At 66.2% G+C, this 25,517-nt stretch carries 20 protein-coding genes; 13 read left to right on the plus strand and 7 right to left on the minus strand.

Features of this window, described 5'->3' with window-relative positions; genetic code table 11:
- Positions 1–199: 199 nt before the first annotated feature.
- Together IFT60_RS16325 and IFT60_RS16330 are read right to left on the minus strand one after the other, a co-directional pair.
- Positions 200–1,669, minus strand: a complete 1,470-nt coding sequence (locus tag IFT60_RS16325) for a DEAD/DEAH box helicase (RefSeq protein ID WP_192053412.1) — start codon at positions 1,667–1,669, stop codon at positions 200–202.
- Positions 1,670–2,102: 433 nt separating this feature from the next.
- Positions 2,103–3,440 (minus strand): transglycosylase SLT domain-containing protein, encoded by a 1,338-nt coding sequence (locus IFT60_RS16330; protein ID WP_192053414.1) that lies wholly within the window; start codon positions 3,438–3,440, stop codon positions 2,103–2,105.
- A 494-nt stretch (positions 3,441–3,934) separates the two neighbouring features.
- Between IFT60_RS16330 and IFT60_RS16335 the strand changes: the two genes are divergently transcribed.
- The 3 genes from IFT60_RS16335 (at position 3,935) to IFT60_RS16345 (ending at position 8,063) form a co-directional block, all read left to right on the plus strand.
- The gene (locus IFT60_RS16335) at positions 3,935–4,504 is read left to right on the plus strand and encodes a DUF1415 domain-containing protein (protein WP_192053416.1); all 570 of its coding nucleotides are present in this window, start codon (positions 3,935–3,937) and stop codon (positions 4,502–4,504) included.
- 52 nt (positions 4,505–4,556) lie between these two features.
- The gene (locus IFT60_RS16340; protein ID WP_192053418.1) at positions 4,557–4,766 is read left to right on the plus strand and encodes a DUF1289 domain-containing protein; all 210 of its coding nucleotides are present in this window, start codon (positions 4,557–4,559) and stop codon (positions 4,764–4,766) included.
- Positions 4,767–4,880: 114 nt separating this feature from the next.
- Positions 4,881–8,063, plus strand: a complete 3,183-nt coding sequence (locus IFT60_RS16345; RefSeq protein ID WP_192053420.1) for an EAL domain-containing protein — start codon at positions 4,881–4,883, stop codon at positions 8,061–8,063.
- Between the two features lie 43 nt (positions 8,064–8,106).
- Here IFT60_RS16345 and IFT60_RS16350 read toward each other — a convergent pair whose 3' ends face one another.
- Complete coding sequence (locus tag IFT60_RS16350) at positions 8,107–9,249, minus strand: putative sulfate/molybdate transporter (RefSeq protein WP_192053422.1); 1,143 nt, start codon at positions 9,247–9,249, stop codon at positions 8,107–8,109.
- The gene (locus tag IFT60_RS16355; RefSeq protein WP_192053424.1) at positions 9,246–10,340 is read right to left on the minus strand and encodes a substrate-binding domain-containing protein; all 1,095 of its coding nucleotides are present in this window, start codon (positions 10,338–10,340) and stop codon (positions 9,246–9,248) included. The genes IFT60_RS16350 and IFT60_RS16355 overlap by 4 nt, the downstream gene beginning before the upstream one ends.
- Positions 10,341–10,492: 152 nt before the next feature.
- Between IFT60_RS16355 and modA the strand changes: the two genes are divergently transcribed.
- Both modA and IFT60_RS16365 read left to right on the plus strand, forming a co-directional pair.
- Positions 10,493–11,245: a molybdate ABC transporter substrate-binding protein gene (modA, locus tag IFT60_RS16360; protein ID WP_374001060.1), complete on the plus strand. Its 753-nt coding sequence runs from the start codon at positions 10,493–10,495 to the stop codon at positions 11,243–11,245.
- Between the two features lie 15 nt (positions 11,246–11,260).
- A complete protein-coding gene (locus IFT60_RS16365) occupies positions 11,261–12,076 on the plus strand; it encodes an ABC transporter substrate-binding protein (RefSeq protein WP_192053427.1) in 816 nt (271 codons plus the stop codon).
- A 118-nt stretch (positions 12,077–12,194) separates the two neighbouring features.
- On the opposite strand, the gene IFT60_RS16370 is transcribed toward IFT60_RS16365, so the two are convergent.
- Entirely contained in the window at positions 12,195–15,509 is a 3,315-nt protein-coding gene (locus tag IFT60_RS16370) for a PAS domain-containing protein (RefSeq protein WP_192053429.1), read from the minus strand.
- 113 nt (positions 15,510–15,622) lie between these two features.
- On the minus strand, positions 15,623–16,048 hold the full coding sequence (locus IFT60_RS16375) for a thioredoxin family protein (RefSeq protein WP_192053431.1): 426 nt from the start codon (positions 16,046–16,048) through the stop codon (positions 15,623–15,625).
- A 90-nt stretch (positions 16,049–16,138) separates the two neighbouring features.
- Here IFT60_RS16375 and tsaB point away from each other — a divergent pair, with 90 nt between their 5' ends.
- Genes tsaB through IFT60_RS16395 form a run of 4 tightly spaced genes read left to right on the plus strand, consistent with a single transcriptional unit; the run spans position 16,139 to position 19,176 of the window.
- The gene (gene tsaB, locus IFT60_RS16380; protein ID WP_192053433.1) at positions 16,139–16,882 is read left to right on the plus strand and encodes a tRNA (adenosine(37)-N6)-threonylcarbamoyltransferase complex dimerization subunit type 1 TsaB; all 744 of its coding nucleotides are present in this window, start codon (positions 16,139–16,141) and stop codon (positions 16,880–16,882) included.
- Positions 16,879–17,349, plus strand: a complete 471-nt coding sequence (gene rimI, locus IFT60_RS16385; protein WP_229510921.1) for a ribosomal protein S18-alanine N-acetyltransferase — start codon at positions 16,879–16,881, stop codon at positions 17,347–17,349. The genes tsaB and rimI overlap by 4 nt, the downstream gene beginning before the upstream one ends.
- Complete coding sequence (locus IFT60_RS16390) at positions 17,346–18,227, plus strand: uracil-DNA glycosylase (RefSeq protein WP_192053435.1); 882 nt, start codon at positions 17,346–17,348, stop codon at positions 18,225–18,227. The genes rimI and IFT60_RS16390 overlap by 4 nt, the downstream gene beginning before the upstream one ends.
- Positions 18,208–19,176 (plus strand): DUF1853 family protein, encoded by a 969-nt coding sequence (locus IFT60_RS16395; RefSeq protein ID WP_192053437.1) that lies wholly within the window; start codon positions 18,208–18,210, stop codon positions 19,174–19,176. The genes IFT60_RS16390 and IFT60_RS16395 overlap by 20 nt, the downstream gene beginning before the upstream one ends.
- Positions 19,177–19,217: 41 nt before the next feature.
- Here the strand turns inward: IFT60_RS16395 and lplT are convergent, their stop codons facing one another.
- Positions 19,218–20,480: a lysophospholipid transporter LplT gene (lplT, locus tag IFT60_RS16400; protein ID WP_192053439.1), complete on the minus strand. Its 1,263-nt coding sequence runs from the start codon at positions 20,478–20,480 to the stop codon at positions 19,218–19,220.
- A 161-nt stretch (positions 20,481–20,641) separates the two neighbouring features.
- Here lplT and alr point away from each other — a divergent pair, with 161 nt between their 5' ends.
- The 4 genes from alr to pstS all read left to right on the plus strand — a co-directional run bounded on the left by alr (position 20,642) and on the right by pstS (position 25,370).
- Complete coding sequence (gene alr, locus IFT60_RS16405; protein ID WP_192053441.1) at positions 20,642–21,751, plus strand: alanine racemase; 1,110 nt, start codon at positions 20,642–20,644, stop codon at positions 21,749–21,751.
- On the plus strand, positions 21,744–23,123 hold the full coding sequence (radA, locus tag IFT60_RS16410; protein WP_192053443.1) for a DNA repair protein RadA: 1,380 nt from the start codon (positions 21,744–21,746) through the stop codon (positions 23,121–23,123). The genes alr and radA overlap by 8 nt, the downstream gene beginning before the upstream one ends.
- Before the next feature lie 63 nt (positions 23,124–23,186).
- On the plus strand, positions 23,187–23,507 hold the full coding sequence (locus tag IFT60_RS16415) for a PilZ domain-containing protein (RefSeq protein ID WP_192053445.1): 321 nt from the start codon (positions 23,187–23,189) through the stop codon (positions 23,505–23,507).
- An 822-nt stretch (positions 23,508–24,329) separates the two neighbouring features.
- Positions 24,330–25,370, plus strand: coding sequence for a phosphate ABC transporter substrate-binding protein PstS (gene pstS, locus IFT60_RS16420; RefSeq protein ID WP_192053447.1), 1,041 nt, complete (start codon positions 24,330–24,332; stop codon positions 25,368–25,370).
- The last annotated feature ends 147 nt before the right edge of the window (positions 25,371–25,517 follow it).

A 25,517-nucleotide genomic window follows, 5' to 3' on the forward strand; every position in this document is an offset into this window, starting at 1 on the left:
TGCTCGAACCCGAGTGATTCCTCGGGTTAAAGTGAGCAATAAGCTCAGAAAGCATAATACAAGGGTGGGCGACCCGAGCCCACGCGGATCGGGACGCAAATACATCGTTGTCGTTGACCGCGCATCGGGTCGCGGTCCCGTACGGCAGACGAAAAAAAACGGCTGCCGAGGCAGCCGTTCTTTATTCATGCACGGACGATCAGTTGTCGCCGAAGCTGCGGCGGGCGCCGTCGGCCGAGCGCGGGTTACTGCCGCGGTAGCCGCCGCTGCTGCCTTCGCGGCGGGGGGCGCCGCTGCTTGGGCCGCGAGGTGCTGAGTTGTGGCCACCTTCGCGGTTGTAGCCGCCTTCGCGTGGTGCGCCCGGCTTGCTGAAGCTGCGCTGGCCTGGCTTGGCGGCGCTGCGGCCGTCGCCTGGTTTCCAGCCGCCTGGACGGGCGCCGGTACGTGCCGGTGGCGCCGAGCGCTTCGGCTCGAAACCTTCGACCACGGTTGCCGGGATCAGCTGCTTGGTGAAGCGCTCGATCCGCTTGATGTTCATGTTTTCGGCATGGTTCACCAGCGAGATCGCCAGGCCATTGCGACCGGCACGGCCGGTACGGCCGATACGGTGCACGTAGTCCTCGGGGAACTTCGGCAGGTCGTAGTTCACCACGTGGGTGATGGTCGGCACGTCGATGCCGCGCGCGGCGACGTCGGTTGCCACCAGCACGCGCACCTGGCCGCGGCGCAGGCTGTCCAGGGTGCGGTTACGGGCGCCCTGGTGCATGTCGCCGTGCAGCGCGGCGGCGGCAAAGCCGGCGATGTTCAGGCGGTCGGCGATGGTGTCGGCGTCACGCTTGGTGGCGGTGAAGACGACGGCCTGGTCCATCGACTCGTCGCGCAGCAGGTGGTCCAGCAGGCGGTTCTTGTGCGACAGGTCGTCGACGAAGTGCACGCGCTGCGAGATGTTCTCGTGACGGTTCGAGGCGCTGGCGATCTGGATCACCAGCGGGTCCCTGGTGATGCGGCGCGCCATGTTGCCGACGACGCCGTCGAGCGTGGCCGAGAACAGCATGGTCTGGCGGGTGGCAGGGGTCGCTTCGACGATCTTTTCGATGTCGTCGATGAAGCCCATGTCCAGCATGCGGTCGGCTTCGTCCAGCACCAGGATCTGCAGTTCCGAGAAGTCGATCTTGCCCGACTCCATGTGGTCGATCAGGCGGCCCGGGGTGGCGACCAGGATTTCAGGATTCTTCGACAGCAGTTGCATCTGCTTCGGGTAAGGCATGCCGCCCAGGATCGACACGGCGCGGATGCGGCGCATGTAGCTGCCGTATTTTTCGGTCGCGGTCGTGACCTGCAGGGCCAGTTCGCGGGTCGGGGTCAGCACCAGCATCTTTGGCTTGGCTGCGGTGAAACGAACGCGCTCGCCGCGCGAACGGGCCGACTGCGCTTCTTGCGCAGGGGTGCGTGCAGGTGCCGGCGCGACTTCGGCGCTGACCAGCTTGTGCAGGGCCGGCAGCATGAAGGCCGCGGTCTTGCCGGAGCCGGTTTGCGACGACACCAGCAGGTCGCGCCCGCCGATGGCTGCCGGGACGGCTTGCGCCTGGACCGGGGTCGGGACGGTGTAACCTGCTTCGGTCACTGCTTTGACGATCGTGGCGTGGAGGCCTAGTGCTTCAAAACTCATTGTTTGCTTTTCTTTCGGTAGTGATCAGCGCTCATCATGTGTGAGTGCGAGCGCAAAATAGCAACGCGAACCAACAGAACGAAATGACTCAGAAATGAAAGAAATTTCGGCACAAAAGCTTTGCGCCGGGACGGTGTCAAAAGTTCGACACGCAGGGCGGGAGGGCTTTATGGGAGGCTGTCGTGAGTGACAGGCCTGGCTGCGATGCTGCTTGTTTTATTTTCGTACGCGGTACATGCCGTCGACAGGGTGTCGAGGGGTTATTTTGCAGCGCACAAACGACATCATACCCTAGTTTGGGAATGCTTGCACAGGGTGCTTGTTTTGAGGTGGCGCAAAGCTTGGGCGGGGAGCCGGTGATTTAGCGCATGCAGAGGCGGGTCGCGAACGACAGATGCGACCTGCCGCGCGGGCGGCAGGTCGCGGGCAAGGCTTAACGGTGTTTGCGGCGGCTATTGGTGTTGCGCGAAACGCGCGAACTCGACGCGGCAGTGGCCTTGGCCTTGGCCTTGAAACGCTGGGTGCGGGCGCCGCTGCGGTTGTCGCCGCGGTCGGCTTCGAGTGCCATGACGGCGCTTTCGACGATGTTTTCGGCGATGTCCGAGTGCATCGAAGCCGAGGTTTTCGGTACCAGGATGGTCGAGCCGGCTTTCAGGCGGGTTTGCGCCGGAATATTGTTGGCCTGGCGGATGACTTCCGGGGTGGTGCCGAACTTCGATGCCAGCGAGGCGATGCTTTCGCGCGCGCCGGTGATGCGGTGCGTGGTCCAGGTCGAGAGTGCCTGGCCCCACTGCGCCAGGTTCAGGTGGAATTTCTCGGCGTTCTTTTGCGGCAGCAGGATCTTGGTGCGGTCGTCGCCGGTGATGACCGGGCGCTTGAACTGCGGGTTCAGGGCCTTGAACTCGTCGACCGACATTTCGGCCAGCTGGGCGGCAATCGCGAGGTCGATGTCGCTGGTCTTGTCGACCGCGGTGAAATACGGCTGGTTGTCGATTACCGGCAGGATGACGTTGTACTGGCCCGGGTTGCCGACGATGTTCTTCACCGCCTGCAGCTTCGGCACGTAGTTGCGCGTTTCCGCCGGCATCAGGTCGGCCAGGCTTTCGAAGTCGGTCGGCTTGCCGAGCGCCTGGTTTTTCTTGATCGCCTTTTGCACGTTGCCTTCGCCCCAGTTATAGGCGGCCAGGGCCAGCTGCCAGTCGCCGAACATCGTGTACAGGCGCTGCAGGTAAGTCAGGGCAGCATCGGTCGAGGCCAGCACGCCGCGGCGCTCGTCCTTGAACATGTTCTGCTTGAGGTCGTAGTCCTTGCCGGTGCCCGGCACGAACTGCCACAGGCCGGCCGCGCTGGCGGTCGACAGGGCTTGCGGGTTGAAGGCCGATTCGATGATCGGCAGCAGGGCCAGTTCGGTCGGCATGCCGCGCTTTTCCAGTTCCTGCACCACATGGAACATGTACAGCGAAGCGCGCCCGGAAATGCGGGCCATGTATTCCGGCTTGAGGCTGTAGGACTTGACGTGGCGCTCGACCAGGTTGTTGTCGATGTCGGGAATGGCGTAGCCGCTGCGGATACGGCCCCAGACATCGGTTTCCTTGTATTCGTCGATTTTCAACGAAGCGGCGCCGGCCGACGCGGATACCGTGGCAGGGCGCATGACGGCAGCGCCTTGCAGCGCGTTGACCGGGGCAGTGTCGATGGCGTGGGCGAGAGGAGCCGAGAGCAAAAGCGCCAGCGCGGCAGCAATAGAGGTAGTGCGGGTCATGTCGTACATAGCTTTCCAGTATGTTGCGTCCAGGAACTGCGGGACTGACGATAAGGGGGCAGTGTAAGGAGGCCCTGATGAGGCAGTCAAGCAGTAATCCCGAGCGGTTACAAAATATCTTGTCTACTCTTTTTGCTAATTTGAAATGTTTTTGATAACATTTTGCAGGGGTATGCGCCCTCAATCAGCAATTTTCATAGGCAAGCGCTGTCACCGTATGCGCATACTGGCCGGGTGTATGCGAAATCGCCCATTTGCAAATCATTCTTCAAGGAAACAACTCAGCCATTGCGGTTTATTACTGAGTTGGCAATGAAATAGACAATGCGTGCCGGGAGGTCGGCCTTGCCCGGCATGTTTCCAACGTAGGTTCAACGCAGTTTCAACGCAGTTTTAAGTTACCCGCCTCGAATGCTTGACCTATGAGCACACGCAAACTGTGCGTACAATCCGGGATGCACGTCCGCGATGTGCAAGCCCGTTTTTCTATCGAGAACTTTCTTATGAGTATTGCCAACCCCAATGCCGACGACGACGCCATCGTCGGCGCCACCCGCCGCTGGCTGGAAAAGGCCGTCATCGGCCTGAACCTGTGCCCGTTCGCCAAAGCCGTCTACGTCAAGGAGCAGGTGCGCTACGTCGTCTCGCCGGCGCGCACGCCCGAGGCGCTGCTGGAGCAATTGATGGACGAGCTGCAACTGCTGTCCGACACCCCGGCGGAGCAGGTCGACACGACGCTGCTGATCCACCCCTTCGTGCTCGACGATTTCCTCGACTACAACGAGTTCCTCGACGTCGCCGACGCCGCGGTCGAGGACATGCACCTCGACGGCGAACTGCAGGTGGCCAGCTTCCACCCTGAATACCAGTTCGCCGATACCGACAAGAACGACATCGAAAACTTCACCAACCGCGCGCCGTATCCGATCCTGCAATTGCTGCGCGAGGAGAGCATCGAGCGCGCCGTCGACGCCTTTCCCGATGCCGCCGAGATCTTCGAGAAGAATATCGAGACCATGGAACAACTCGGCCACGAAGGCTGGGATAAGCTCGATGTCGGACCAGCACGATAAGGCGATGGCGCTCCCGCAGCGCCCTGACGGGGAACTTAAGCATGGCCCTGTCGTGGCGCTCCCGCAGCGCCCTGTCGGGACGCTCCCGCAGCGTCCCGACACCCCCTGCGTTGCCGTCTGCTCCACCACCTTCGACGACGTCTGCCGCGGCTGCGGGCGCACCGTGGCGGAAGTGGCGCATTGGGTCTCGATGCCGGCCGAACAGAAAGAGCTGGTCTGGCAGCGCATCCTGGCCGAGGGCTACCCGCGCCGTAACACCTGAGCACGGTTGCAAGCGCCACCGCCGTGCACAGGCGCGGCTGTGCGATGATAGGCGGCGTCAATATTTCCTCGACCCAGGCCGGCGACCCCGGCGCCAACCACTGCCGCCACCACCATGCCACGGATCGATTTGCGCCGATTGATGTCGAAAGAGGGCAGGCTGTACTTCAGGTCGGCGTACGGCGCCATGCTGATGGTCGTCGTCGGCGGCCTCGTGATCCCGGCGCTGCTGGCCACTTACTTCCTGCTGGCGGTGCAGGAACGCAGCAGGACCGTTGCCGAACTGGACGATACCTTGCAGCGCAACGCCGGCATCCTCGCGCTGGGCATGCAGGAGCCGCTGCGCGACATGAACGGGATGGCCGCGCGCGCCCTGGTCGATGCGGTCATGCGCGACCCGTCCGTGCTCCGGATCCAGGTCCGCGGCCGGCGCGCTGGCGGCGTCGTCGACGTCATCGACGCGCGTGCGCCCGCGCGCCCACGGGGACGGGTGCTGCGCGCCGAGCGCCAGGTCGTCATGGGGAACCGGCCCATCGGCAGCGTGGCGATCGAGATGGACGACCTGCGCAGCGAACAGGCGCTGCGCCGCAAGCAGCGCGACTACGCGCTGGTGCTGGCGGTGCAGGTCCTGGCCTCGCTGCTGCTGATCCTGACCTTTCTGCGACGGCTCCTGCATGCGCCCCTGCGCACGCTCGCCGGATTTTCCGACCGCCTCTCCGGCGGCGACTTCGATACCCCGCTGCAGCTCGACGTACCGGGCGAACTTGGGCGCCTGGGCACCCAGATGGAACGCATGCGTGTGGCCATCCGCAGCCTGTTCGTCGACATCGCGCGGCGCGAAGAGCAATTCCGGACGATCGTCAGCCAGGTGCCGGGCGCGGTATTCCGGGCCAGGGCCCTGGGCGCGGTCGAATTCGTCAGCGAGGCGATCGAGGGCATTGCGGGCATCCCGGCGGCCACGCTCATGCGCGGCGATACCGCCGCCTGGTCGGACCTGATCTGTCCCCAGGACCGCGAACTGCGGCGCATGGCCGTGCGCGACGCCTTGGCATCCGGGCGCAGCTACGAAGTCGAGTATCGGATTTTCGATGCCGCCGGCCGGGAGCGCTGGGTGCTCGAAAGCGGCCAGCCGCAGCGCCTGCCCGGCGAGGAGGGTTTCTGGGTCGACGGCATCATCCAGGACATCAGCGAACGCAAGCACAACGAAATGCGGATTGGGGCCCTGCTCGCGGAGCAGGGCGCCATCCTGGACAACGTCATGTTCGGCGTGGTGTTTACACGGGAGCGGCGGATCGTCTCGGTCAACCGCCGCGCCGGGCAGCTGTTCGGCTATGCCGAAGGCAGCCTGGCCGGGCGCCCGGCCTCGGTGCTGTTCGTCTCCGATGGTGATCACGCCCGCGCCGAAGACGAATTCTTCCCGCGTCTGGCGCGCGGCGAAGACACCAGCCACGAACGCCAGTTCCGGCGCCGCGACGGCAGCCTGTTGTGGTGCCTGGTGAGCGGCAGCCCGATCGACCCCGGCCACCCCGAGGCCGGCAACGTCTGGGTATTCGCCGACATCTCCGAGCGCAAGCAGAACGAGGAAAAGCTGCGTTTGTCGAGCACCGTCATCGAACACATCGCCGACGGCGTGATGGTGGTCGACATGTACGGCATGATCGTCACCGTCAACCCCGCGTTTACCCATATCACCGGCTACGAGGCCGCCGACGTCATCGGCAAGCCGTGGAGCGTGACGCGCGCGGAGCGCCACGACCAGGAGCTGTTCTGGAGCATGTGGCGCCAGCTCGGCGAGACCGGCTTCTGGCGCGGCGAGCTGTGGAGCACGCGCAAGGACGGCGCGAGCTTCCTCGAATGGCTGACCGTGTCCACGGTGCGCAACGACGAAGGCCGCGTGACCCACTACGTCGGCGTCTTCAGCGACATCACGCGCCTGAAGCAATCGCAGGACGAGCTGGATTACCTGGCGCATCACGATCCGCTCACCAGCCTGCCGAACCGCCTGCTGTTCCAGGACCGGCTGCTGCATGCGATCGGCCGCGCGACGCGCGAACACCAGCAGCTGGCCGTCATGTTCATCGACCTCGACCGCTTCAAGAACGTCAACGACACGCTCGGGCACCACGTCGGCGACGAGTTGCTCAAGCAGGTGGCGGGCGCGCTGCACGCGCGCCTGCGCGAAGGCGACACGCTGGCGCGCCTGGGCGGCGACGAATTCATCGTGCTGCTCGAGAACGTCGACGGCAGCTACGGCGCCGGCCAGGTGGCGGCCAAGATGATGGCCCTGTTCGAGCAGCCCTTCACCGTCGCCGGCCACGAACTGTTCAGCACCGGCTCGATCGGCATTAGCGTGTTCCCCGGCGATGGCCAGGATCCCAACGTACTGGTGCGAAACGCCGACGTGGCCATGTACCAGGCCAAGTCGGGCGGCAGGAATGGCTACCGGTTCTATGCGCCCGAGATGGATGGCGAGGGCGTCGAACGCCTGCGCATGGAAGCGCTGCTGCGGCGCGCGCTCGAGCGCCGCGAGATGGTTGTCCATTACCAGCCGCAGGTGGACATCGCCAGCAGGCGCCTGATCGGGGTGGAGGCGCTGGTACGCTGGCATCATCCCGAGCTGGGCCCGGTGAGTCCGGTGCGCTTCATCCCGATGGCGGAGGACACCGGCTTCATCCACCAGCTGGGCGAATGGGTGCTGTTCGAGGCTTGCCGCCAGATGGCGCGCTGGGACGAGGCTGGCCTGGTGGTGCCGAAGGTGGCGGTCAACCTGTCGGTACGCCAGGTCGAGCGCGGGGCGATGACGCCGCGGGTTGCGCGGGCGCTGGCCGAGACCGGCCTCGCGCCGCGCCGGCTGCAACTGGAAGTCACCGAGTCGCTGATCATGAATACGGGCGACGCAGCCGCCTTCGTGCACGAACTGCACGCACTCGGCGTGGGGCTGGCGATCGACGATTTCGGTACCGGCTATTCGTCGCTGGCCTACCTGAAAAAGTTGCCGGTCGACGTGCTCAAGATCGACCGCAGCTTCATCAAGGACATCGCGCTCGACGCGAACGACGAAGCGATTGCCATCGCCATCATCCAGCTGGGTAAGAGCATGCACCTCTCGGTGATCGCCGAGGGCGTCGAAAACGAAGAACAGGCAGCCTTCCTGCTGCGCCACGGCTGCACGCGCGCGCAGGGTTACCTGTATGGCCGGCCGGTGGCGCCGGGCGAGCTGCTGCAAGCGTGGGGACCCGGGAAGGGAGAGGCACTCGCGTACGACGACCGGCATGGCGAAGACGGCACCGGCGCTTGAGGATGAGGGCCATGTGCTACTGCCGCTGCTGCGGCTGGCGTGATCAGACCCGGCGCAGCGCCCAGTGCAGCGCCATGCCCACCACGAAGCCGAAGCCGACGTTCCACAGCGCGGCCAGCGCCGTCAGCACGACCGTCAGCAGCGTGCGCCAGCCTGCGCCGCGCGGCAAGTTACCCATCACGAGCCGTCCGCCCGCCAGCAGCAGGATCGTGCCCAGCACCGCGGCCGGTACCGCTTGCAGCAGGAAGCCGATCGAATCGGAAAAGCACAGCGCAAGGACCGTCAGCGTGATGCCGAAGATAATTGGCGCGCCGCCGCTGCGCGCGCCAAAGGCGGTATACGCCGCCATGCCGCCGGCGCCGTGGCACATCGGGATGCCGCCGGCCAGGCCGCCGGCCAGGTTGATGGCGCCGGTGGACAAGGCCAGCTGCCTGACGCTGGTGGGCCGATCCGGGAACAGGCGGTTGTTTTCTTCGCTCGTGGCGATCACCGCGTTGCCCATGGTGAGTGGCAGCTGGGGCAGGGCCAGCAGCAGCGTGCCGGTGACGAAATCGTGCCAACGCAGGTCGCCCACGGCCAGGCTGGGCAAGCGCGGCGCGAAGCCGAAGCTGGCCGCTTCCCACATGGCCGGCGCCCTGAGCACGCCATAGGCGAAGCCCGCGCCGAGCAGGACCAGCATGGCCGGGAAACGCCGGCTGCGCCGCAGGGACACGGCGATCGCAAAGGCGACAGCGGCTGCCAGCCAGTCGCCTGCCATCATGCGTCCGCCCTGCAGCATGAACGACAGGCCGAGTCCAGCCACGATGCCGCACACGACTTCCTTCGGGATCAGGCGCGCCAGGCGCGCGGCCGCGCCGCTGGCGCCCAGCAGCAGCCAGAACAGCCCGGTGACCAGGCTCGCCGCCGCCACGGTCGCCGCGGTGATGCCGCCCCCGAGCACGCCGGCCTGCGCCACCGCCAGCGCGCCGATCGCCTTCATCGGCTGCACCGGCACCGGCGTGCGGTACAGCAGGCCGCAGCCGACCAGCGCCACGCCAAAGGCGAGCAGGATGCCGACCGGGTCCATCTTCAACACGGTGACGTAGGCGACGACGAAGGGAATGAAGCTGCCCAGGTCGGCAAACGCGGCCGCCCATTCGGCGCGGTCGAAGCGCAGGCCGCCCGCATCCTCCACGCCGGCGTTCATTTTGGCTTTCTGAACGAATACCAGGGCAGCGCCTGGCTCAGGCGGAGCACGTCGCCGGCGCCCTCGATGTCATAGCCGGGCAGGTCCGCCGTCAGGCCCTGCCACTCGCTGCGGCGCAGCAGTTCGCGCAGCTTGGCGATCGGCGCCTGGTCGATCGCTTCCTTGAGGCAGACAAAATAATACTGCTCGCGCAGCAGCGGAAGAAAATCGAGTCCGAACGCGGCGGCCGCCGCCTGGATGCCGAAGCCGACGTCGGCCTGCGCCGAGGCGACGGCAGCGGCCACGGCCAGGTGGGTCGGTTCGGCGCGCTCGAAGCCATTCACGCTCGACGCCGCAATGCCGGCGCCGGCCAGCAGTTGCTCGATCTCGAGCCGGGTGCCGGAACCCGGCTGGCGGTTGACGAAGCGCACCTCGGCGCGCTTGAGGTCCTGCACGCCCGCGATCCGCTTCGGGTTGCCGGGGGCGAGCATCAAGCCTTGCTGGCGGCCGACGAAATTGATCAGCTTGTGGCGGCCGGGTTTCAACAATGCCTTGAAGGCTTTTTGCGCCATGCTGCCCTGGCCGCGGTCTTCGCTGACGTGGAAGCCGGCCAGCAGGCAGTCGCCGCGCGAGAGCGCCTCGATGCATTCGAGGCTGCCGCGAAACTGCAGGTCGAGGTGCAGCCCGGCGTCGCGCGCCAGGAATTCCTTCAGGCGCGAGAGGGCGATGTCGTGGCTGGCGAACATGGGAATCACGTGCACTTCCGGATCGAAGGCGAGGGCGAACTCGCGCTCCATCTCGGCCACCAGGTTCTCGACTTGCGGATGGACGCGCATCTTGGCGCGCTGCTCGGCGAACAGCAGCTTTTCCCCGAACGGCGACAGGCGCGCACGCTTGCCGCGCTCCCAGACGATCAGCCCGGCGTCGAGGGTGGCTTCCCATTTCTTGAGCTCGCCCCAGACGTGGCGGTAGGACAGCTGCAGCCGCGTTGCTGCCTGGCCAACCGAACCGGCCGCGTGGATCGCCGAGAGGATGTCGAACAGGGGATTTTCGAGCTGCATGCGCATGCCGCCATTGCGGGCGAAGGTATAGGCTAGCTTAACGTGCAACATCTTCAGGAGACAACATATGCAAACATGTTCATATTGAAAGTTTTCGAGGGCGGCTTACCATAGCACACTGATAACGATCATAGAAAGCGGCGATGGGGAAGCGTGGAATGCGGCGGGTGCTTGGTGGAACGGTTCTCGCTGCGCTCGTGCCCGTGAGCGCGCTCGCGCAGGCGCCAGGCGTGGACGGCAGCGGTGCGCCCGTGCTGCTGGCTGCAGGCAGCCTGCGCGCGCCGATGACCGAGATCCTGGCCGCATGGCGCGCGGCCGGCGGGGCTGAATTCAAAGCCGAATATGGACCTTCCGGCAAGCTGCGCCAGGAGATCGAAGCCGGGCGTACGTTTGACGTCTTCGCCTCCGCCTCGAGCGACCACACCGATGCCCTCGCACGCCAGGGCTTGCTGGAAACGCCGCAGATATTCGCCCACAACGACCTGTGCGTCGTCAGCACACCCGCCGTGGGACTGCGCGTCGACAACTTGCTCGACGTGCTTGCGCGTCCGGCGCTGCGCCTGGCCACCTCGACCCCGGTCAGCGATCCGATGGGCGACTACACCTGGCAATTCTTCCGCAATGCCGACAAGCGCCAGCCCGGCCTGTACGCGCTGTTCGACGCCAAGGCGCTGAAACTGTCCGGCGCGGCTACGCCGGCCCTGGGCGCCACGACCCCTTATATCGCCGCCTTCGAACAGAAAAAGGCCGACGCCTACGTCATGTACTGCACGAATGCGGTACAGACCAAAGCCGCGTTGCCCGAGCTGAACGTCCTGCGCATCCCGGACGAGCTGAACGTGCGCAGCGCCTACGCCATCGGCGCGCGCGCGGGCTCGGCCGCGGGCGCCGCCCTGGTGCGCTTCGTGCTGGGCGAGCAGGGCCGCACCATCTTGCTTCACCATGGATTTCACTAAAAAAGGAAACACGTCATGTCCAACTTGAAGAAACACCTCGCCCTGCTAGGCCTCCTGCTGGCTACCTCGATGCCGGCGCTGGCCCAGCAGGCGATCCGCCTGTCGACCACCACCAGCACCGAGAATTCGGGCCTGCTGCAATACCTGCTGCCGAAATTCGAAGCCAGGGCGAATGCCAAGGTCAAGGTGATTTCGGTCGGCACCGGCAAGGCGCTGGAACTGGCGAAGAATGGCGACGTCGACGTCACCCTGGTGCACGCGCGCGCTTCCGAAGACAAGTTCGTGGCCGAAGGCCATGGCGTCAACCGGCGCGACGTGATGTACAACGACTTCATCATCGCCGGTCCGGAAAGCGACCCGGCCGGCATCAAGGGCGGCAAGGACGTGCTGGCCGCGATGAAGAAGATCACCGCCAGCGGCGCCAAATTCATCTCGCGCGGCGACAATTCCGGCACCGACCAGATGGAAAAGGCCTACTGGAAGCAGGCCGGCAGCCAGCCGCAGGGCAGCGCCTACGTGTCGGCCGGCCTGGGCATGGGCGAAGTGCTGAACATGGCCGCCGAACTGCGCGCCTACACGCTGACCGACCGCGCAACCTACCTCGCTTATCAAGCCAAGACCGGCCTGCAGATCGTGGTCGAAGGCGACCCGAAGATGTTCAACCCCTACGGCATCATCGCCGTCAACCCGGCGAAATCGAAAGACCTGAACTACAAGGGCGCGATGCAGCTGGTCGAGTGGATCACCTCGCCTGAAGGCCAGCAGCTGATCGCGGCGTTCAAGGTCGATGGGCGCCAGGTGTTCTTCCCGTCGGCGACGGCCGGTAAATAATCGAGTCCGGTTCTCGTAGGGTGGGCGGCTAAACTGGCCTGTCGGCGCCTACGCGGCGCAGGTGCCGCGTGAATGCGGATGAACGGGTGTAGCCGCCCACCCTACAAACCACGCACGCTTACAACTGCGCCACCGGCGCACGCTTCGCAAAAATCGCCAGCAGTTTATCCAGCGGCGCCGGCTTGACGAAGTGGTGGTCGAAGCCGGCCCGCAGTGCCGCCTCGCGGTCTTGCGGACTGCCGTAGCCGGTGATGGCGACCAGCAGCGCGTGCTCGGCCTGCGGCAGGCGGCGCAGGCGCTGCGCCAGTTCGATGCCGTCCATGCCGGGCAGGCCGATATCGAGCAAAAACACGTCGAAATCCTCCTGCGCCGCCACCGTCAGCGCGCGCGCCGGGTCGTGTTCGGCCGCGACCCGGTAACCGGCGCCCTCCAAAAACATCGCCAGCAGTTGGGCGGCGTCGACATTGTCGTCCACCACCAGGATGCGCAGCGGCGCCGCGGCCGCCTGGCCGGCCGGCTGCACCGACTGGCCGGGCTCGAGCGCCGCCGGCCGGCGCAGGCGCGGCAGCACCACCGAGAACTTGCTGCCGCGCCCCAGCCCCTCGCTGTGGACGGCGACCCGTCCGCCATGCAGTTCGACCAGGCTGCGCACCAGCGCCAGGCCGATGCCGAGGCCGCCCTGCGAGCGGTCCGGGGTGCGCTCGGCCTGGGTGAACAGGTCGAACACGCCGGCCTGCACCTCGGGCGTCATGCCGATGCCGTCGTCGATCACGCACAGCACGACCTCGTCGTCGTTCATTTCCATCTGCATCACGATGCGCCCGTGCGGCGGCGTGTACTTGGCGGCGTTGTTGAGCAGGTTCGACAGCACCTGCACCAGGCGCTTGCGGTCGCCCTGCACGATCGTGTGCTCGGCCGCCAGGTGTACTTCCAGCCGGTGGCCGCGCGCCTCGACCAGCGGGCGCACCTGCTCGACCGCGTCGGCCACCGCATCCTTGACGTCGACCGGCGCATTCTCCAGGCGCACCAGGCCGCCGGAGACGCGCGACACGTCCAGCAAGTCGTTGATCAGGCTGGTGATGTGGGCGACCTGGCGCGTGATGATGGCGCTGGTCTTTTTCACCTTGGCGGCGTCCGGCTCGCCCAGCGAGAGGATCTGGGCGGCCGCGCCGATCGGCGCCAGCGGATTACGCAGTTCGTGGGCCAGCATGGCGAGGAACTCGTCCTTGCGCCGTCCCTCGATGCGCAGCTTTTCCTCGGCCGCCTTGCGTTCGCTGATGTCGTAGACGATGCCGGCGATGCGCCCCGGACCGTCGGCGCCGGCGTGCATGGCGCCGAAGATCGCGATCCAGTGCAGGCTGCCGTCGGGCCAGATGATGCGGCATTCGGCCTGCCACACTTCGTTGCGGGCGATCGCGCGATGGAAATCGGCCGCGACCGCCGCGCGGTCGTCCGGATGCACGTGCTGGAGAAAAATCTCGACGCTCCACTCGGCCACCGGCGCGCCATAGCCGAAGCACTGGTCGTGCAGCAGCGAACGGCGCGAGACGCCGGTCGCCAGGTCCATTTCCCAGGCGCCCAGCTCAGCCGATTCGAGGATGAAGTGCAGGCGCTCGGCGGTGTCGCGCAGGCGCTGCTGGGCATCGCGGCGCAGCGTGACGTCGCGCAGGAAGAGGGCGACGCCGTCCTCCAGCGCCGGAAAAGCGCGTACTTCCAGCCAGCGCACGCCGCCATCGGCCAGCGGGTACGGATACTCGGCGATGTCGGCCACGCGGCTCGCTTTCACGTGGCGGCACAGGCTGTCGATGCTGGTGCCGCGCATGTTGGCGAAGGCGTCGCGGAAATCGAGGCCCAGCACTTCGCCGCCGCGCCCGAGCAGCTTGAGGCCGGCGGCGTTCATTTTGACCAGGCGCCAGTCGCGGTCGAGCAGGCCGAAGCCTTCGATCATGCTGTCGAAGATGGTTTGCGACTCGTCGCGCTCGGCGCGCAGGGTGCGCTGGGCATTCGCCGCTTCGACCGCGGCCCAGGTGCGCTCGGCCATGTCCTGCGCCATGCGCAGTTCCTCGCCGCTCCAGTGGTGCGCCAGCGGGCGGTGCAGGCTCAGCACCGCCCGCAGCGTGCCGGCTTCGATCACCGGCACGGTCAGGTGCGAGCGCGCGCCGAAACTGGCGTCGACGGTGCACCAGGGGCCGGCGGCGGCGAGATCGGCGGCATCGTCCACCATCAGCGGGCGCCCGGCGAGCAGGTCGCCATCGATGCGAAAGCCTAACTGGCCCACCTGCAGGTCCTGCCCGGTCAGGCTGTCCATCTCGGGGTGGCTCCAGTCGCCGCGCACCCCCAGCAGCCTGGTTACCGGGTCGAGGTGGGCGAACAGCACGCGCGCCACCCCCAGGCGCCGGCCGAGCACCGCCGTGGCGGTGGCGGCGATGTCGGCGCTCGACGACAGCGGGCGCAGGCTGTCGGCCAGTTCCAGCTGGAAGGCCAGCTGGCGCTCGGCGCTCTCCAGGCGGCGCACTTTTTCCTCGACCTCGGCCAGCGCCTGCACCTGCTCGGTGACGTCCGTGCCTTCCAGGAACACGCCCTGGACCTGGCCGTCCGGCCCGACAATCGGCTGGTAGATGAAATCGAGGTAGCGCAGTTCCAGCTGGCCCGGTTGGCCACCCTGGCGCCGCCGCAGGCGCGCCGGCATGGCGCGCCCGACAAAGGCTTCGCCGCTGTCGTGGACGCCGTCGAGCAGCTCGAAGAAACCCTGGCCGGCCAGTTCCGGCACCGCCGCGCGCACGGTCTTGCCGAGATAGTCGCGTTCGCCCATCAGTTCGAGCAGCGCATCGTTGACCAGTTCGAACACGTGTTCGGGACCGCGCAGCACCGCCATGAAACTCGGCGCCTGCTGGAACAGGGCGTTGAGGCGCTCGACGTCGGCCTGCAGTGTCAGGTTTTGCTGGTAGACGTGCTGGGCGCGGCTGAGCAAACCGCTGCGCGCCGCCAGGAGTTCAGTTTCGTCGCCTTCGTCGCTGGCACGGGCCGCGCTGCGCATGCGCTCGATCTCGGTCACGTCGATCGGGTGCTGCATCACGAATTCGACCGTGCCGGCGTCGTCGAACACGGGCGTGTGGGTGATGGTCCAGAAGCGCGTCTCGAAGCCGCCGCCCTCAGCCTCGGCACGCGGGATGTCGTAGCGCAGCAGCGCCATGGTGTCGCTGCGCCCGGTGCGGATCGCGCGCTCGAGCGAGGCGGTCATTTGCGCCATGGTGTCCGGATCGCTGGGAAACGCATCGCGGAACGAGCGCCCGGCCATGTCGGCCAGGGCGCGGCCGGTGGAGGCGAGATACGCGCGATTGGCGGTGACGATGTCGAGCTTGAGGTCGAGGACCAGGTAGGGGTTGGGCGACGCGTCGAACAGCGCGTGGAAGGATTGTTTGGTGAGCGGCATGGGCTGGTGCGGCGAATGAAAGGCAAAAACGATCCGTGCTGAAGCGTTCTTGCCTTTATTCTGGCATATCTGGCAAGCTTGGCTTTTTCGATTCGATCCGCCGCCTCACGCGCTCAGCCAGCCTGCTCCAGCAGGACCTGCAGGTTGCAGTCGCGCTGCCAGCCGCGCCGTTCCTCGGTCGACCGGGCCAGGCGCGCCAACTCCTCCGGGGCCAGCTCGGCCTGGGCCAGCACCAGGCGCTCGGCTAATTGGGCGTCGGGCAGCATGGGGCCGAAAAAGGCCACCGTGTCGCCCTGCTGCAGCAGCAGGGTTGGGAAATTGTCGACGTCGAGGTCGCCGACGACGTCGGCCTGGTCTTCGATGTCGATCCAGACGAAGGTCATGTCCGGATGGCGCGCGGCCAGGGCATCGAAGGCGGCGCGGTAGCCGCCGCAGGTGCCGCACCAGGCGGCGCACAGGCAGGCGACGATCCACTGGCCGCCGTCGAAGGCGCCGGCCAGCTGGTCGCGGTTGCTGGAATCGAGTGTCAGGCTATGCATGAGCGGATTCTACCTTGCGGCGGGCGCTTGTGGGTCATATGCGCCGCGCCGGCGATGGCGGCGGCTTCGCGCGTCGGGTTAAAATAGCGCATGCCTATCATCCTTGCCATCGAAACTTCGTCCGAACTCGCCTCGTGCGCGCTGCTGGCCAACGACACCGTGATCGCGCGCGAATCCGGCGGCGTGCGCACCCATTCGCAATCCGTGCTGCCGATGGTGCAGGAACTGCTGGCCGAAGCCTGCGTCAAGCTGGCCGAGGTCGACGCGATCGCCTTTGGCGCCGGACCGGGATCGTTCACCGGCGTGCGCACCGCCTGCGGCGTGGCCCAGGGGCTCGCCTTTGGCGCCGACCTGCCGGTGCTGCCGCTGAACACGCTCGAGGCGATGGCCGAGGCTTGCCGCGCGCGCAGCGGTGCGGCCGAGGTGCTGGCCGTGCTCGACGCACGCATGAACGAAGTCTATTGGGCGCAATACCGCTTCGGCGACGGCGCCTGGCACACCGTCATCGAACCAGCCCTGTCCAGCCCCGAGCTGGTGGCGCCGCAGCCGGTTGCGGGCCTGGCCGCCTGCGGCAACGGCTTTGCCGTCTATCCGGATGCGTTCGCCGGCAAGGACTTCGCCGCCGATGCCGACAGCGGTATCGTGCCGCACGCGCGCGACCTGGCGCGCATCGGCGCGGCCGCGCTGGCGGCCGGGCAGGGCGTGCCGGCGGCGCAGGCGCAGCCGCTCTACCTGCGCAACAAGGTCGCCTATACCAGCGCCGAGCGCCAGGCCCTCAATGCTGCCAATGCTGCCGCCAAGGCCGAAGGTGCAGTCGAGGGTAAACGCGCATGATGGAAGCAAGCGCAGCGGCCGGCCTGGCGCTGGTTCCGATGACCCTGGACGACGTCGACGAGGTGCACGCGCTCGAATGCAGCGTGTTTCCCCACCCGTGGAGCCGGGCCAACTTCAGCGACTCGGTCAAGGCCGGCTACGACGCCTGGCTGCTGCGCGACGCCGAAGGGCAATTGGCCGGCTATTTCCTGCTGATGTATGCGCTCGACGAGGCGCACCTGCTCGACGTCGCCGTGGCCGGCACGCGCCACGGCACCGGCCTCGGGCGCTATCTGCTCGACACCCTGTGTGCGCGGGCCAGGGAAATGGGCGCCGAATCGGTGCTGCTGGAAGTGCGGCCGTCGAACGCGCGCGCGCTGGCCGTGTATAAACGCTTCGGCTTTGCCGAAATCGGCCGCCGCAAGGGCTATTATCCCGCCCATGATGGCAAGCGCGAAGACGCGATCGTGATGAGGCATGCGGTATGAACGTGAACGAACGCGACGAAGTATTCCTGGCCGAGATGGGCATCACGCCGCTGTGGCGCCTGCGCCGTCAGCCGGCGGCTGAAGAGCAGGTGGAGGAACAGGTAGCTGCGCCGGCGGCTGTCGAGGCCGGGCCGGTGGCCGAGGCGCCGAGCATCCATGCGCCCGGCGTCATTCCACCGCCGCCGCGCGATCCGGCCTGGGGCGAGATTCCGCGCACCTCGGCGCCCGCGCCGGCGCCATGGACGCCGCCGGCAGCGCCAGCCGTCGAGGAAGAACAGGGCGACAGCCTCGACGCCATCGCCGCCATGGGCTGGGACGAATTGCGCGACGCGATCGCGCGCTGCACGCGCTGCGGCGACTGCGCCGGCCGCAAACCGGTCTACGGCGCCGGCCCCCGACAGGCGCGCTGGTTCGTCGCGGCCGGCGCCAGCAGCGTCGCCGACGAGGCTGCCGGCGCGCCGCTGGCCGGCGAAGCGGGCAAACTGCTCGACAACATGCTGGCCGCCGTCGACCTGGCGCGCGAGCGCGACGTCTACGTGACCAACCTGGTCAAATGCCGTCCAACTTCCACCAACGGTGGCGACCGCGCGCCCACTGCCGAGGAGGCGGCGGCTTGCCGTCCCTTCGTCGAGCGCGAGCTGGTCTTGACCGGCGCCGGCGTGGTGCTGACCCTGGGCCAGATCGCCGCCAACGGCCTGCTCGGCAAGCCCTTGCAGGAACCGCTGGCCGGCACCCGCGGCAAGACCCATGCGCTGGGCGCGGTGCCGCTGGTGGCGACCCTGCATCCGGGCGAACTGCTGCGCCGCGGCGGCGACAAGGCGCTGGCCTGGGCCGACCTGTGCCGGGCGAGAGCTGTGGATGCAGGACGCTCCCGCTAGTTACCAGCACGACTTCCACCGCCGCTGGGGCCACCTGCGGCGTGCGCGCGTGCGCGCGCTGGCCTGGCTGCTCGATTCGCCCGACCTGCTCGACGCCGCCGCGCCGCACTGGCAGGGCCGCATCGCCTCGACCGGGTCGGTGACGCCGGAAGTGGCGCGCTGGCTGGCCGGCCTCGACCACGACCCGGCGCCGCTCGACGCGGCACTCGGCGCGCGCGTCTACACGCGCCTTGGCCTGTACGCCGAAAAGCTGATGGCCTTTTATTTCCAGCAGCAGGGACGGCTGGTGGCGCACGGCCTGCAGATCCGCGCCAACCGCAACGACACGGTCGGCGAGTTCGACTTCCTGTTGGACGCCGGTCCCGACGCCCTCGAACACATCGAGTTCGCCACCAAGTTCTACCTGCTGCAGGGCGAGGCGGGGCAGGAATTCGATGCCCTGGTCGGCCCCAACCTGGCCGACAGCCTGGGCGCCAAGATGCGCAAGATTTTCGGCCGCCAGCTCGAACTGGGCGCGCATCCGGCCGCCCAGCCGCTGCTGCCGCGCCCGGTGACGGCGGCGCGCGCGCTGGTCAAAGGCTGGCTGTTCTATCCGAGCGGCAGCTGGCCGGCGATGAGCGGCATCACCGCCGGCCACTGCCGAGGTTTCTGGTGCGCGCTGGGCGAACTCGGCACCCTTGGCGCCGACGCCTTCATGGTGCTGCCCAAGCTGCAATGGCTGGCGCCGTTCCGGTCAGTACAGGACGTCGCCGTCATGAACGCCGCCCAGCTGCATGCCGCGCTGGAAGCGCAGTTCGAGACCAACGCCGCGCCGGTGCTGGTGGCGGTGGTGCGCGCGGCGCCGGGCCTGGTGGAAGAAGTCGAGCGCGGTTTCATCGTCCCGAACGACTGGCGCGCTCGTGCCGAGGCGAGAAGCGCCAAGGAAAACATGCGAAATATTGTTTGGTAATATTGCAATTTATGCAAATATAATTTGCATTCCAAACAAGCTCAATGCTTGTGCTCGCCAATCAAGGCCAGCGAATCATGCTGCGCCTGGTTGTACTGGTGCCGCCGCATGATCAGGAAGGTAATCCCCGCGATCGACAGGCCGAACAGGACGATGATGATGGTCAGGTCCACGTTCAGTGTGATCATGATCGCGTACAGCGCCAGCATGGTCAGGATCGACAGGTTTTCGTTGAAGTTCTGGACCGCGATCGAGTGGCCGGCGCTCATCAGCACGTGGCCGCGGTGCTGCAGCAGCGCGTTCATCGGCACCAGGAAGAAGCCCGACAGGAAGCCGATCAGCGCCAGCAGCGGGTAGGCGATGATCACCTCGTGGACGAACACCATGATCGTCACCACCAGGCCCATCACGATGCCCACCGGGATCACGGTCAGCGATTTGCGCAGCGGGACCACGTGCGCGGCCATGGCCGCGCCGACCGCGACGCCGATCGCGACCACGCCGATCAGGCTGGTGGCTTTGTCGAGCGGCATGTGCAGCGAACGCTCGGCCCACTTCAGCACGATGAATTGCAAGGTCGCGCCGGCGCCCCAGAACAGGGTGGTAACGGCCAGCGAAATCTGTCCCAGCTTGTCCTTCCAGAGCGTGGCCGAGCAGTTGGCGAAGTCGGCGATCAGTTTCATCGGATTGTGCTGCTGGTGCTCGTAGCGCGCGCCGGTATCGGGAATGCGCAGGTTGAACAGGGCCGCCAGCAGGTAGATCACCACGACGACGGCCATCGCCGCTTCGCTGACCGTGTCGATGCCGGTGTCGATGAAGGGAAGGTCCAGGCCGAGGATCAGGGCGGAGCCCTTGTCGCTGACCAGCGCGCCGCCGAGGACGGTGCCGAAGATGATCGACATCACGGTAAGACCTTCGATCCAGCCGTTGGCGGGGACGAGTTTTTCCGGCGGCAGCAGTTCGGTCAGAATGCCGTATTTGGCGGGCGAATACACGGCCGCGCCGAAGCCGACGACGGCGTAGGCCAGCAGCGGGTGCACGGTCATGAACATCAGGGCGCAGCCGAACACCTTGATCAGGTTGGCGATGAACATGACGCGCCCTTTCGGGAGCGAATCGGCAAAGGCGCCGACAAAGGCGGCCAGCAGCACGTAGAACAGGACGAATGAAAGCTTGAGCAGCGGCGTCAGCGACGCCGGCGCGTTCATCGTCACCAGCACGTCAATGGCTACAAACAGCAGCGCATTGTCTGCCAGCGACGAGAAAAACTGCGCCGCCATGATGGTATAGAAACCACGATTCATTCGAGTGAGTCTGAAAACTAGTGTGGGTTGCTTTATACCATGAATGAACGGCATGCCAAAGAAATGGACGGGCAAGGGGGTGGCACGAGGGGCGGCAAAAGAGGGCTGGCTCCGGTAAAATAGCGCCCTTCAATTGAACGCTTTTTTAGCCTGCCGATCCCATGCCACGCCCGCTTTGCGCCACCATCCATCTCGATTCGATGCAGCATAACCTTGCCCGTGCGCGCGCCTGCGCACCCGAGGCCCGCGTCTGGGCCGTCGTCAAGGCGAACGCCTATGGCCACGGGCTCGAACGCGGCATGAAGGGCTTCGCCCTGGCCGACGGACTGGCGCTGATCGAAACCGAGAACGCGCTGCGCCTGCGCGAACTCGGCTGGATCAAGCCGATCCTGCTGTTAGAGGGGATCTTCGACGTGTCCGACGTGTCGCTGCTGGCCGAGCACAACATCAACAGCACGGTGCACTGCATCGAGCAGATCAAGATGCTCGAATACACCCAGCTGTACCGCCCGATCGACGTCCACCTGAAAATGAACACCGGCATGAACCGGCTCGGCTTCAAGCCCGACGACTATGCGGCCGCCTATAAACGCCTGCGCGCGATCAAGGGCATCCGCAACATTACCCTGATGACGCATTTCGCGAATGCGGACGAGCTCGAACATCCGCGCCTGGGCGTTGCCGAACAGGTCGAGCGCTTCGTCGGCGGCGCCCAGGGCCTCGAGGGTGAGCGCAGCCTGTCCAATTCCGGCGGCGTGCTGCACCAGGCGGTGCTGCAGGCCGAGCTGCACAACGACTGGGTCCGCCCCGGCATCATGCTGTATGGCGGCACCCCCGGCGGCGGGCGCACCGCGCACGACTTCGGCCTGCGCCCGACCATGACGCTGACCTCGGAAATCATCGGCATCCAGGACCTGGTGGCGGGCGACACGGTCGGCTACGGCAGCCGCTTCGAAGCCACCGGCCCGATGCAGGTCGGCGTGGTCGCCTGCGGTTACGCCGACGGCTACCCGCGCCACGCGCCGCACGGCACCCCGGTGATCGTCGACGGCGTGCGCACCAGCGTGGTGGGCCGGGTGTCGATGGACATGATGACGGTCGACCTGACCCCGATCCCGAACGCGCGCGTGGGCAGCAAGGTCACCTTGTGGGGCGACGGCTTGCCAATCGACGAAGTCGCCACCATGTCCGGTACCATCGGGTACGAATTGATGTGCGCACTCGCGCCGCGCGTACGCGTTACGGAAGGAAGGTTGGGAACCCATGGCTAAGGCTAAAACCCAGTTCGTCTGCAGCGAATGCGGCAGCGTCACCACGCGCTGGACCGGCCAGTGCGCCGACTGCAAGGCCTGGAACACGATGGTTGAGCAGACGGTGGAAACGGCGGGCGTGAACCGCATGTCGCAAACGGTCAACCACAAGGCGCTGGCGCAGACGGCGCCGGTGCTGTCACTCTCCGACATCGAAGCGACCGACGTGCCGCGCTTCGGCACCGGCATCGAGGAATTCGACCGCGTGCTCGGCGGCGGCCTGGTCGCGGGCGGCGTGGTGCTGATCGGCGGCGACCCCGGCATCGGCAAGTCAACGCTGCTGCTGCAGGCGCTGGCCAATCTCGCCACCACGCGCAGTACCTTATATGTCAGTGGCGAGGAATCCGGCGCTCAGATCGCGCTGCGCGCACGCCGCCTGCAGGTCGAAGCGAAAGACTTGAAGCTCCAGGCCGAGATCCAGCTCGAGAAGATTTTGGGCACGCTGGCCGACCTGAAACCCGAAGTGGCGGTGATCGACTCGATCCAGACCCTGTATTCGGACGCATTGACCGCGGCGCCGGGCTCGGTGTCGCAGGTGCGCGAATGCGCGGCGCAACTCACGCGCGTGGCCAAGCAGACCGGCGTGACCATCATCCTGGTCGGCCACGTGACGAAAGAGGGCGCGCTGGCCGGACCGCGCGTGCTCGAACACATCGTCGACACCGTGCTGTATTTCGAGGGCGACACCCAGTCCAGCTTCCGCCTGGTACGGGCCATCAAGAACCGTTTCGGCGCGGTGAACGAGCTGGGCGTGTTCGCGATGACGGAAAAGGGCCTCAAGGGGGTGTCGAACCCGTCGGCGCTGTTCCTGTCGCAGCACGACAACCAGGTGCCGGGTTCCTGCGTGATGGTGACGCAGGAAGGCACGCGGCCGCTGCTGGTGGAAATCCAGGCGCTGGTCGACGCCAGCCACTTGCCCAACGCGCGCCGCCTGTCTGTTGGGTTGGAGCAAAATCGCCTGGCCATGCTGCTGGCGGTGCTGCACCGCCACGCCGGCATTGCCGCGTTCGACCAGGACGTGTTCATCAACGCAGTCGGCGGCGTCAAGATCGCCGAGCCGGCGGCCGACCTTGCAGTGCTATTGGCGATCAACTCGTCGATGCGCAACAAGGCGCTGCCGCGCGGACTCGTCGTCTTCGGCGAAGTCGGCCTGGCCGGCGAAATCCGCCCGGCGCCGCGTGGCCAGGAACGCCTGAAGGAGGCGGCCAAGCTCGGCTTCTCGGTCGCGCTGATCCCGAAGGGGAACATGCCGAAGCAGAAGATCGAGGGGATGAATATCATCGGGGTGGAACGCATCGACCAGGCGTTCACCAAGCTGCGCGAACTGGACTGAGGGCTGCCGGGTTCAGTCATCTTGCATATAATTGCGCCCTGAATTTACAAACCATGGCATACCGTGCAAGCAGACCAAAGGCAGTCCCCCCGCAAGATCCTGAAAACGCGCGTCATGCTGGCGCTCGAGGGCAGCGCTCCGCAGCTCGGCCGCACCACCGACCTCAGCGCCAATGGCGTGAGCATCAGCCTGCCGCAGCCGGTCGCGGCCGGGCAGGAGGCGCAACTGCGCTTCGACCTGCTGGTCGAGGGCACGGTGGTGCCGGTCCAGGGCAGGGCGCGCACCCTGTACTGCATCCTCAGCAATGGCGAATTCAAGGTCGGCCTGCAGTTCCTGCACCTCGATATGGGCGCGATGACGGCCGTGTCGCGTTACCTGCGCTAACTGCGTACCGTGGTCGGCTCCACCCCGACGCCGGCGCCACGTTAACGTGTGCGCCGCCCACGCGTGACGCTTGCTGACACGCAGCAGCACATCCGCAACGCGTGGACGGGTAGGGTGGTCGGCTCCACCATGGTGCAGGCGCCACGTTAACGCATGCGCCGCCCACGCGTGACGCTTGCAGACACATAGCCGCATTTAAGCAACGCGTGGACGGCAGAGCCGTCCACCCTACATCGCCCTGTGCCTTATGCGCGCACAAAAAGCAAAACGGCGAGCGCCTGACAGGCCTCGCCGCTTTTCACTGGTCCCGCAAGCGGGTTGGGCACTATTCGTGATAGTGGTCATGCAGGGCTTCCGAGCTGCCACCGATCTCCTGGAAAATCTCATAGGCGATCAGGCCAACCATGCCCGACAAAATAGCAAACGCAAACATATTAAACATAGCTCCAAACGCTCTTCAGCATCCCTCCATGCAGTGACGACACTTTGAGCATAGCAGCCGCCAGTGTATTTACAAGAGCGGCAAGCGGCTATATTTGCGGTCCGGTTCGCCCGGCATGGTCGGACAAGGTCAATCGCGTGACGGCTATTCGCGCATCTTGGCACTATGGCGCCACACTGTCGCCTGAACCCTGCAACGGCGGCCGCGTCATATGGCGGACATGGTCCTGTCACAATCGTATGACATGCTTTTGCAGCCGTGTCATCGATTCGATGACACGGATAATCAGGATGTCATGAACTTGTCATATTCGACCGCTAGACTGCGCAGCATTACCAGGGCGCAACCTGCGCCCGCATTCTTCCTCAAAGGAAACTGACATGCGTATGAAGCCTTTGCTCCTCTCGATCGCCCTGGCCGCCACCACCCTGGCAGCCACCGCCGCCCAGGCCGTGAACATCACCGGCGCCGGCGCGACCTTCCCCTATCCGATCTACGCCAAGTGGGCCGAGATGTACAAGGCCGCCAGCGGCAATGGCCTGAACTACCAGTCGGTCGGTTCGGGCGCCGGCATCAAGCAGATCAAGGCGAAAACGGTCGACTTCGGCGCATCGGACATGCCGCTGCCTGCCAATGAATTGACCGCGGCCGGCCTGTTCCAGTTCCCGGCGGTGATGGGCGGCGTGGTCCCGGTCATCAACCTGCCGGGCGTGACGCCTGGCCAGGTGAAGCTGACCGGCGCCGTGCTGGCCGATATCTTCCTGGGCAAGATCACCAAGTGGAATGCACAGCCGATCGCCGCGCTGAACCCTGGCGTGAAGCTGCCGGCGGAAGACATCACCGTGGTGCACCGCGCCGACAGCTCGGGCACGACCTTCCTGTTCACCGATTACCTGGCCAAGACCAACCCGGACTGGAAACTGAAGGTCGGCGCCGGTACGGCAGTGAAATGGGCGACCGGCGTGGGCGGCAAGGGCAACGAAGGCGTCGCTGCCAACGTGCAGCGCATCAAGGGCGGCATCGGCTACGTCGAGTGGGCCTACGCCAAGAAGAACCGCATGGCGCACACCCAGCTGCAAAACCGCGACGGCGCCTGGCTGCAGCCGGACGACGAACACTTCAAGGCCGCCGCCGCCAGCGCCGACTGGGCCAAGGCGCCGGGCTTCGCCGTGGTGCTGACCGACCAGCCGGGCAAGGCCAGCTGGCCGATCACGGGCGCCAGCTACATCCTGCTGCACAAGTCGCAGGCCGACGGTGTGAAGGGCAAGGAAGTGCTGAAGTTCTTCGATTGGGCCTATAAAAACGGCGACGCTGCCGCAGCCGAACTCGATTACGTGCCGATGCCCGACGCCGTCACCAAGCTGGTACAGGATGCCTGGCGCGCCAACGTCAAGGACGCCGGCGGCAAGGCAATCTGGTAAGGACCTCTGGACACCGCCACGCTTCGCAGCGTGGCGGTTTTCCAGCTCTCCCTGCAGCAAACACATAAGAACACCACATGAGCGCACATCCTTCCGTCGCCATCGACAAGCCGGCCTCCCACGACGCCGCCATAATCGACCTGCAAT

The sequence above is a fragment of the Massilia sp. CFBP 13721 genome, assembly GCF_014842025.1.
Taxonomy (GTDB): domain Bacteria; phylum Pseudomonadota; class Gammaproteobacteria; order Burkholderiales; family Burkholderiaceae_D; genus Telluria.

Excerpts from the sequence above, each read along its gene's own strand:
- IFT60_RS16325 (WP_192053412.1), bottom strand. The coding sequence starts at position 1,669 with ATGAGTTTTGAAGCACTAGGCCTCCACGCCACGATCGTCAAAGCAGTG.
- IFT60_RS16330 (WP_192053414.1), bottom strand. The coding sequence starts at position 3,440 with ATGTACGACATGACCCGCACTACCTCTATTGCTGCCGCGCTGGCGCTT.
- IFT60_RS16335 (WP_192053416.1), top strand. The coding sequence starts at position 3,935 with ATGAGTATTGCCAACCCCAATGCCGACGACGACGCCATCGTCGGCGCC.
- IFT60_RS16345 (WP_192053420.1), top strand. The coding sequence starts at position 4,881 with ATGCCACGGATCGATTTGCGCCGATTGATGTCGAAAGAGGGCAGGCTG.
- IFT60_RS16350 (WP_192053422.1), bottom strand. The coding sequence starts at position 9,249 with ATGAACGCCGGCGTGGAGGATGCGGGCGGCCTGCGCTTCGACCGCGCC.
- IFT60_RS16355 (WP_192053424.1), bottom strand. The coding sequence starts at position 10,340 with ATGTTGCACGTTAAGCTAGCCTATACCTTCGCCCGCAATGGCGGCATG.
- IFT60_RS16365 (WP_192053427.1), top strand. The coding sequence starts at position 11,261 with ATGTCCAACTTGAAGAAACACCTCGCCCTGCTAGGCCTCCTGCTGGCT.
- IFT60_RS16370 (WP_192053429.1), bottom strand. The coding sequence starts at position 15,509 with ATGCCGCTCACCAAACAATCCTTCCACGCGCTGTTCGACGCGTCGCCC.
- IFT60_RS16375 (WP_192053431.1), bottom strand. The coding sequence starts at position 16,048 with ATGCATAGCCTGACACTCGATTCCAGCAACCGCGACCAGCTGGCCGGC.
- tsaB (WP_192053433.1), top strand. The coding sequence starts at position 16,139 with ATGCCTATCATCCTTGCCATCGAAACTTCGTCCGAACTCGCCTCGTGC.
- rimI (WP_229510921.1), top strand. The coding sequence starts at position 16,879 with ATGATGGAAGCAAGCGCAGCGGCCGGCCTGGCGCTGGTTCCGATGACC.
- IFT60_RS16390 (WP_192053435.1), top strand. The coding sequence starts at position 17,346 with ATGAACGTGAACGAACGCGACGAAGTATTCCTGGCCGAGATGGGCATC.
- IFT60_RS16395 (WP_192053437.1), top strand. The coding sequence starts at position 18,208 with ATGCAGGACGCTCCCGCTAGTTACCAGCACGACTTCCACCGCCGCTGG.
- lplT (WP_192053439.1), bottom strand. The coding sequence starts at position 20,480 with ATGAATCGTGGTTTCTATACCATCATGGCGGCGCAGTTTTTCTCGTCG.
- alr (WP_192053441.1), top strand. The coding sequence starts at position 20,642 with ATGCCACGCCCGCTTTGCGCCACCATCCATCTCGATTCGATGCAGCAT.
- radA (WP_192053443.1), top strand. The coding sequence starts at position 21,744 with ATGGCTAAGGCTAAAACCCAGTTCGTCTGCAGCGAATGCGGCAGCGTC.
- pstS (WP_192053447.1), top strand. The coding sequence starts at position 24,330 with ATGCGTATGAAGCCTTTGCTCCTCTCGATCGCCCTGGCCGCCACCACC.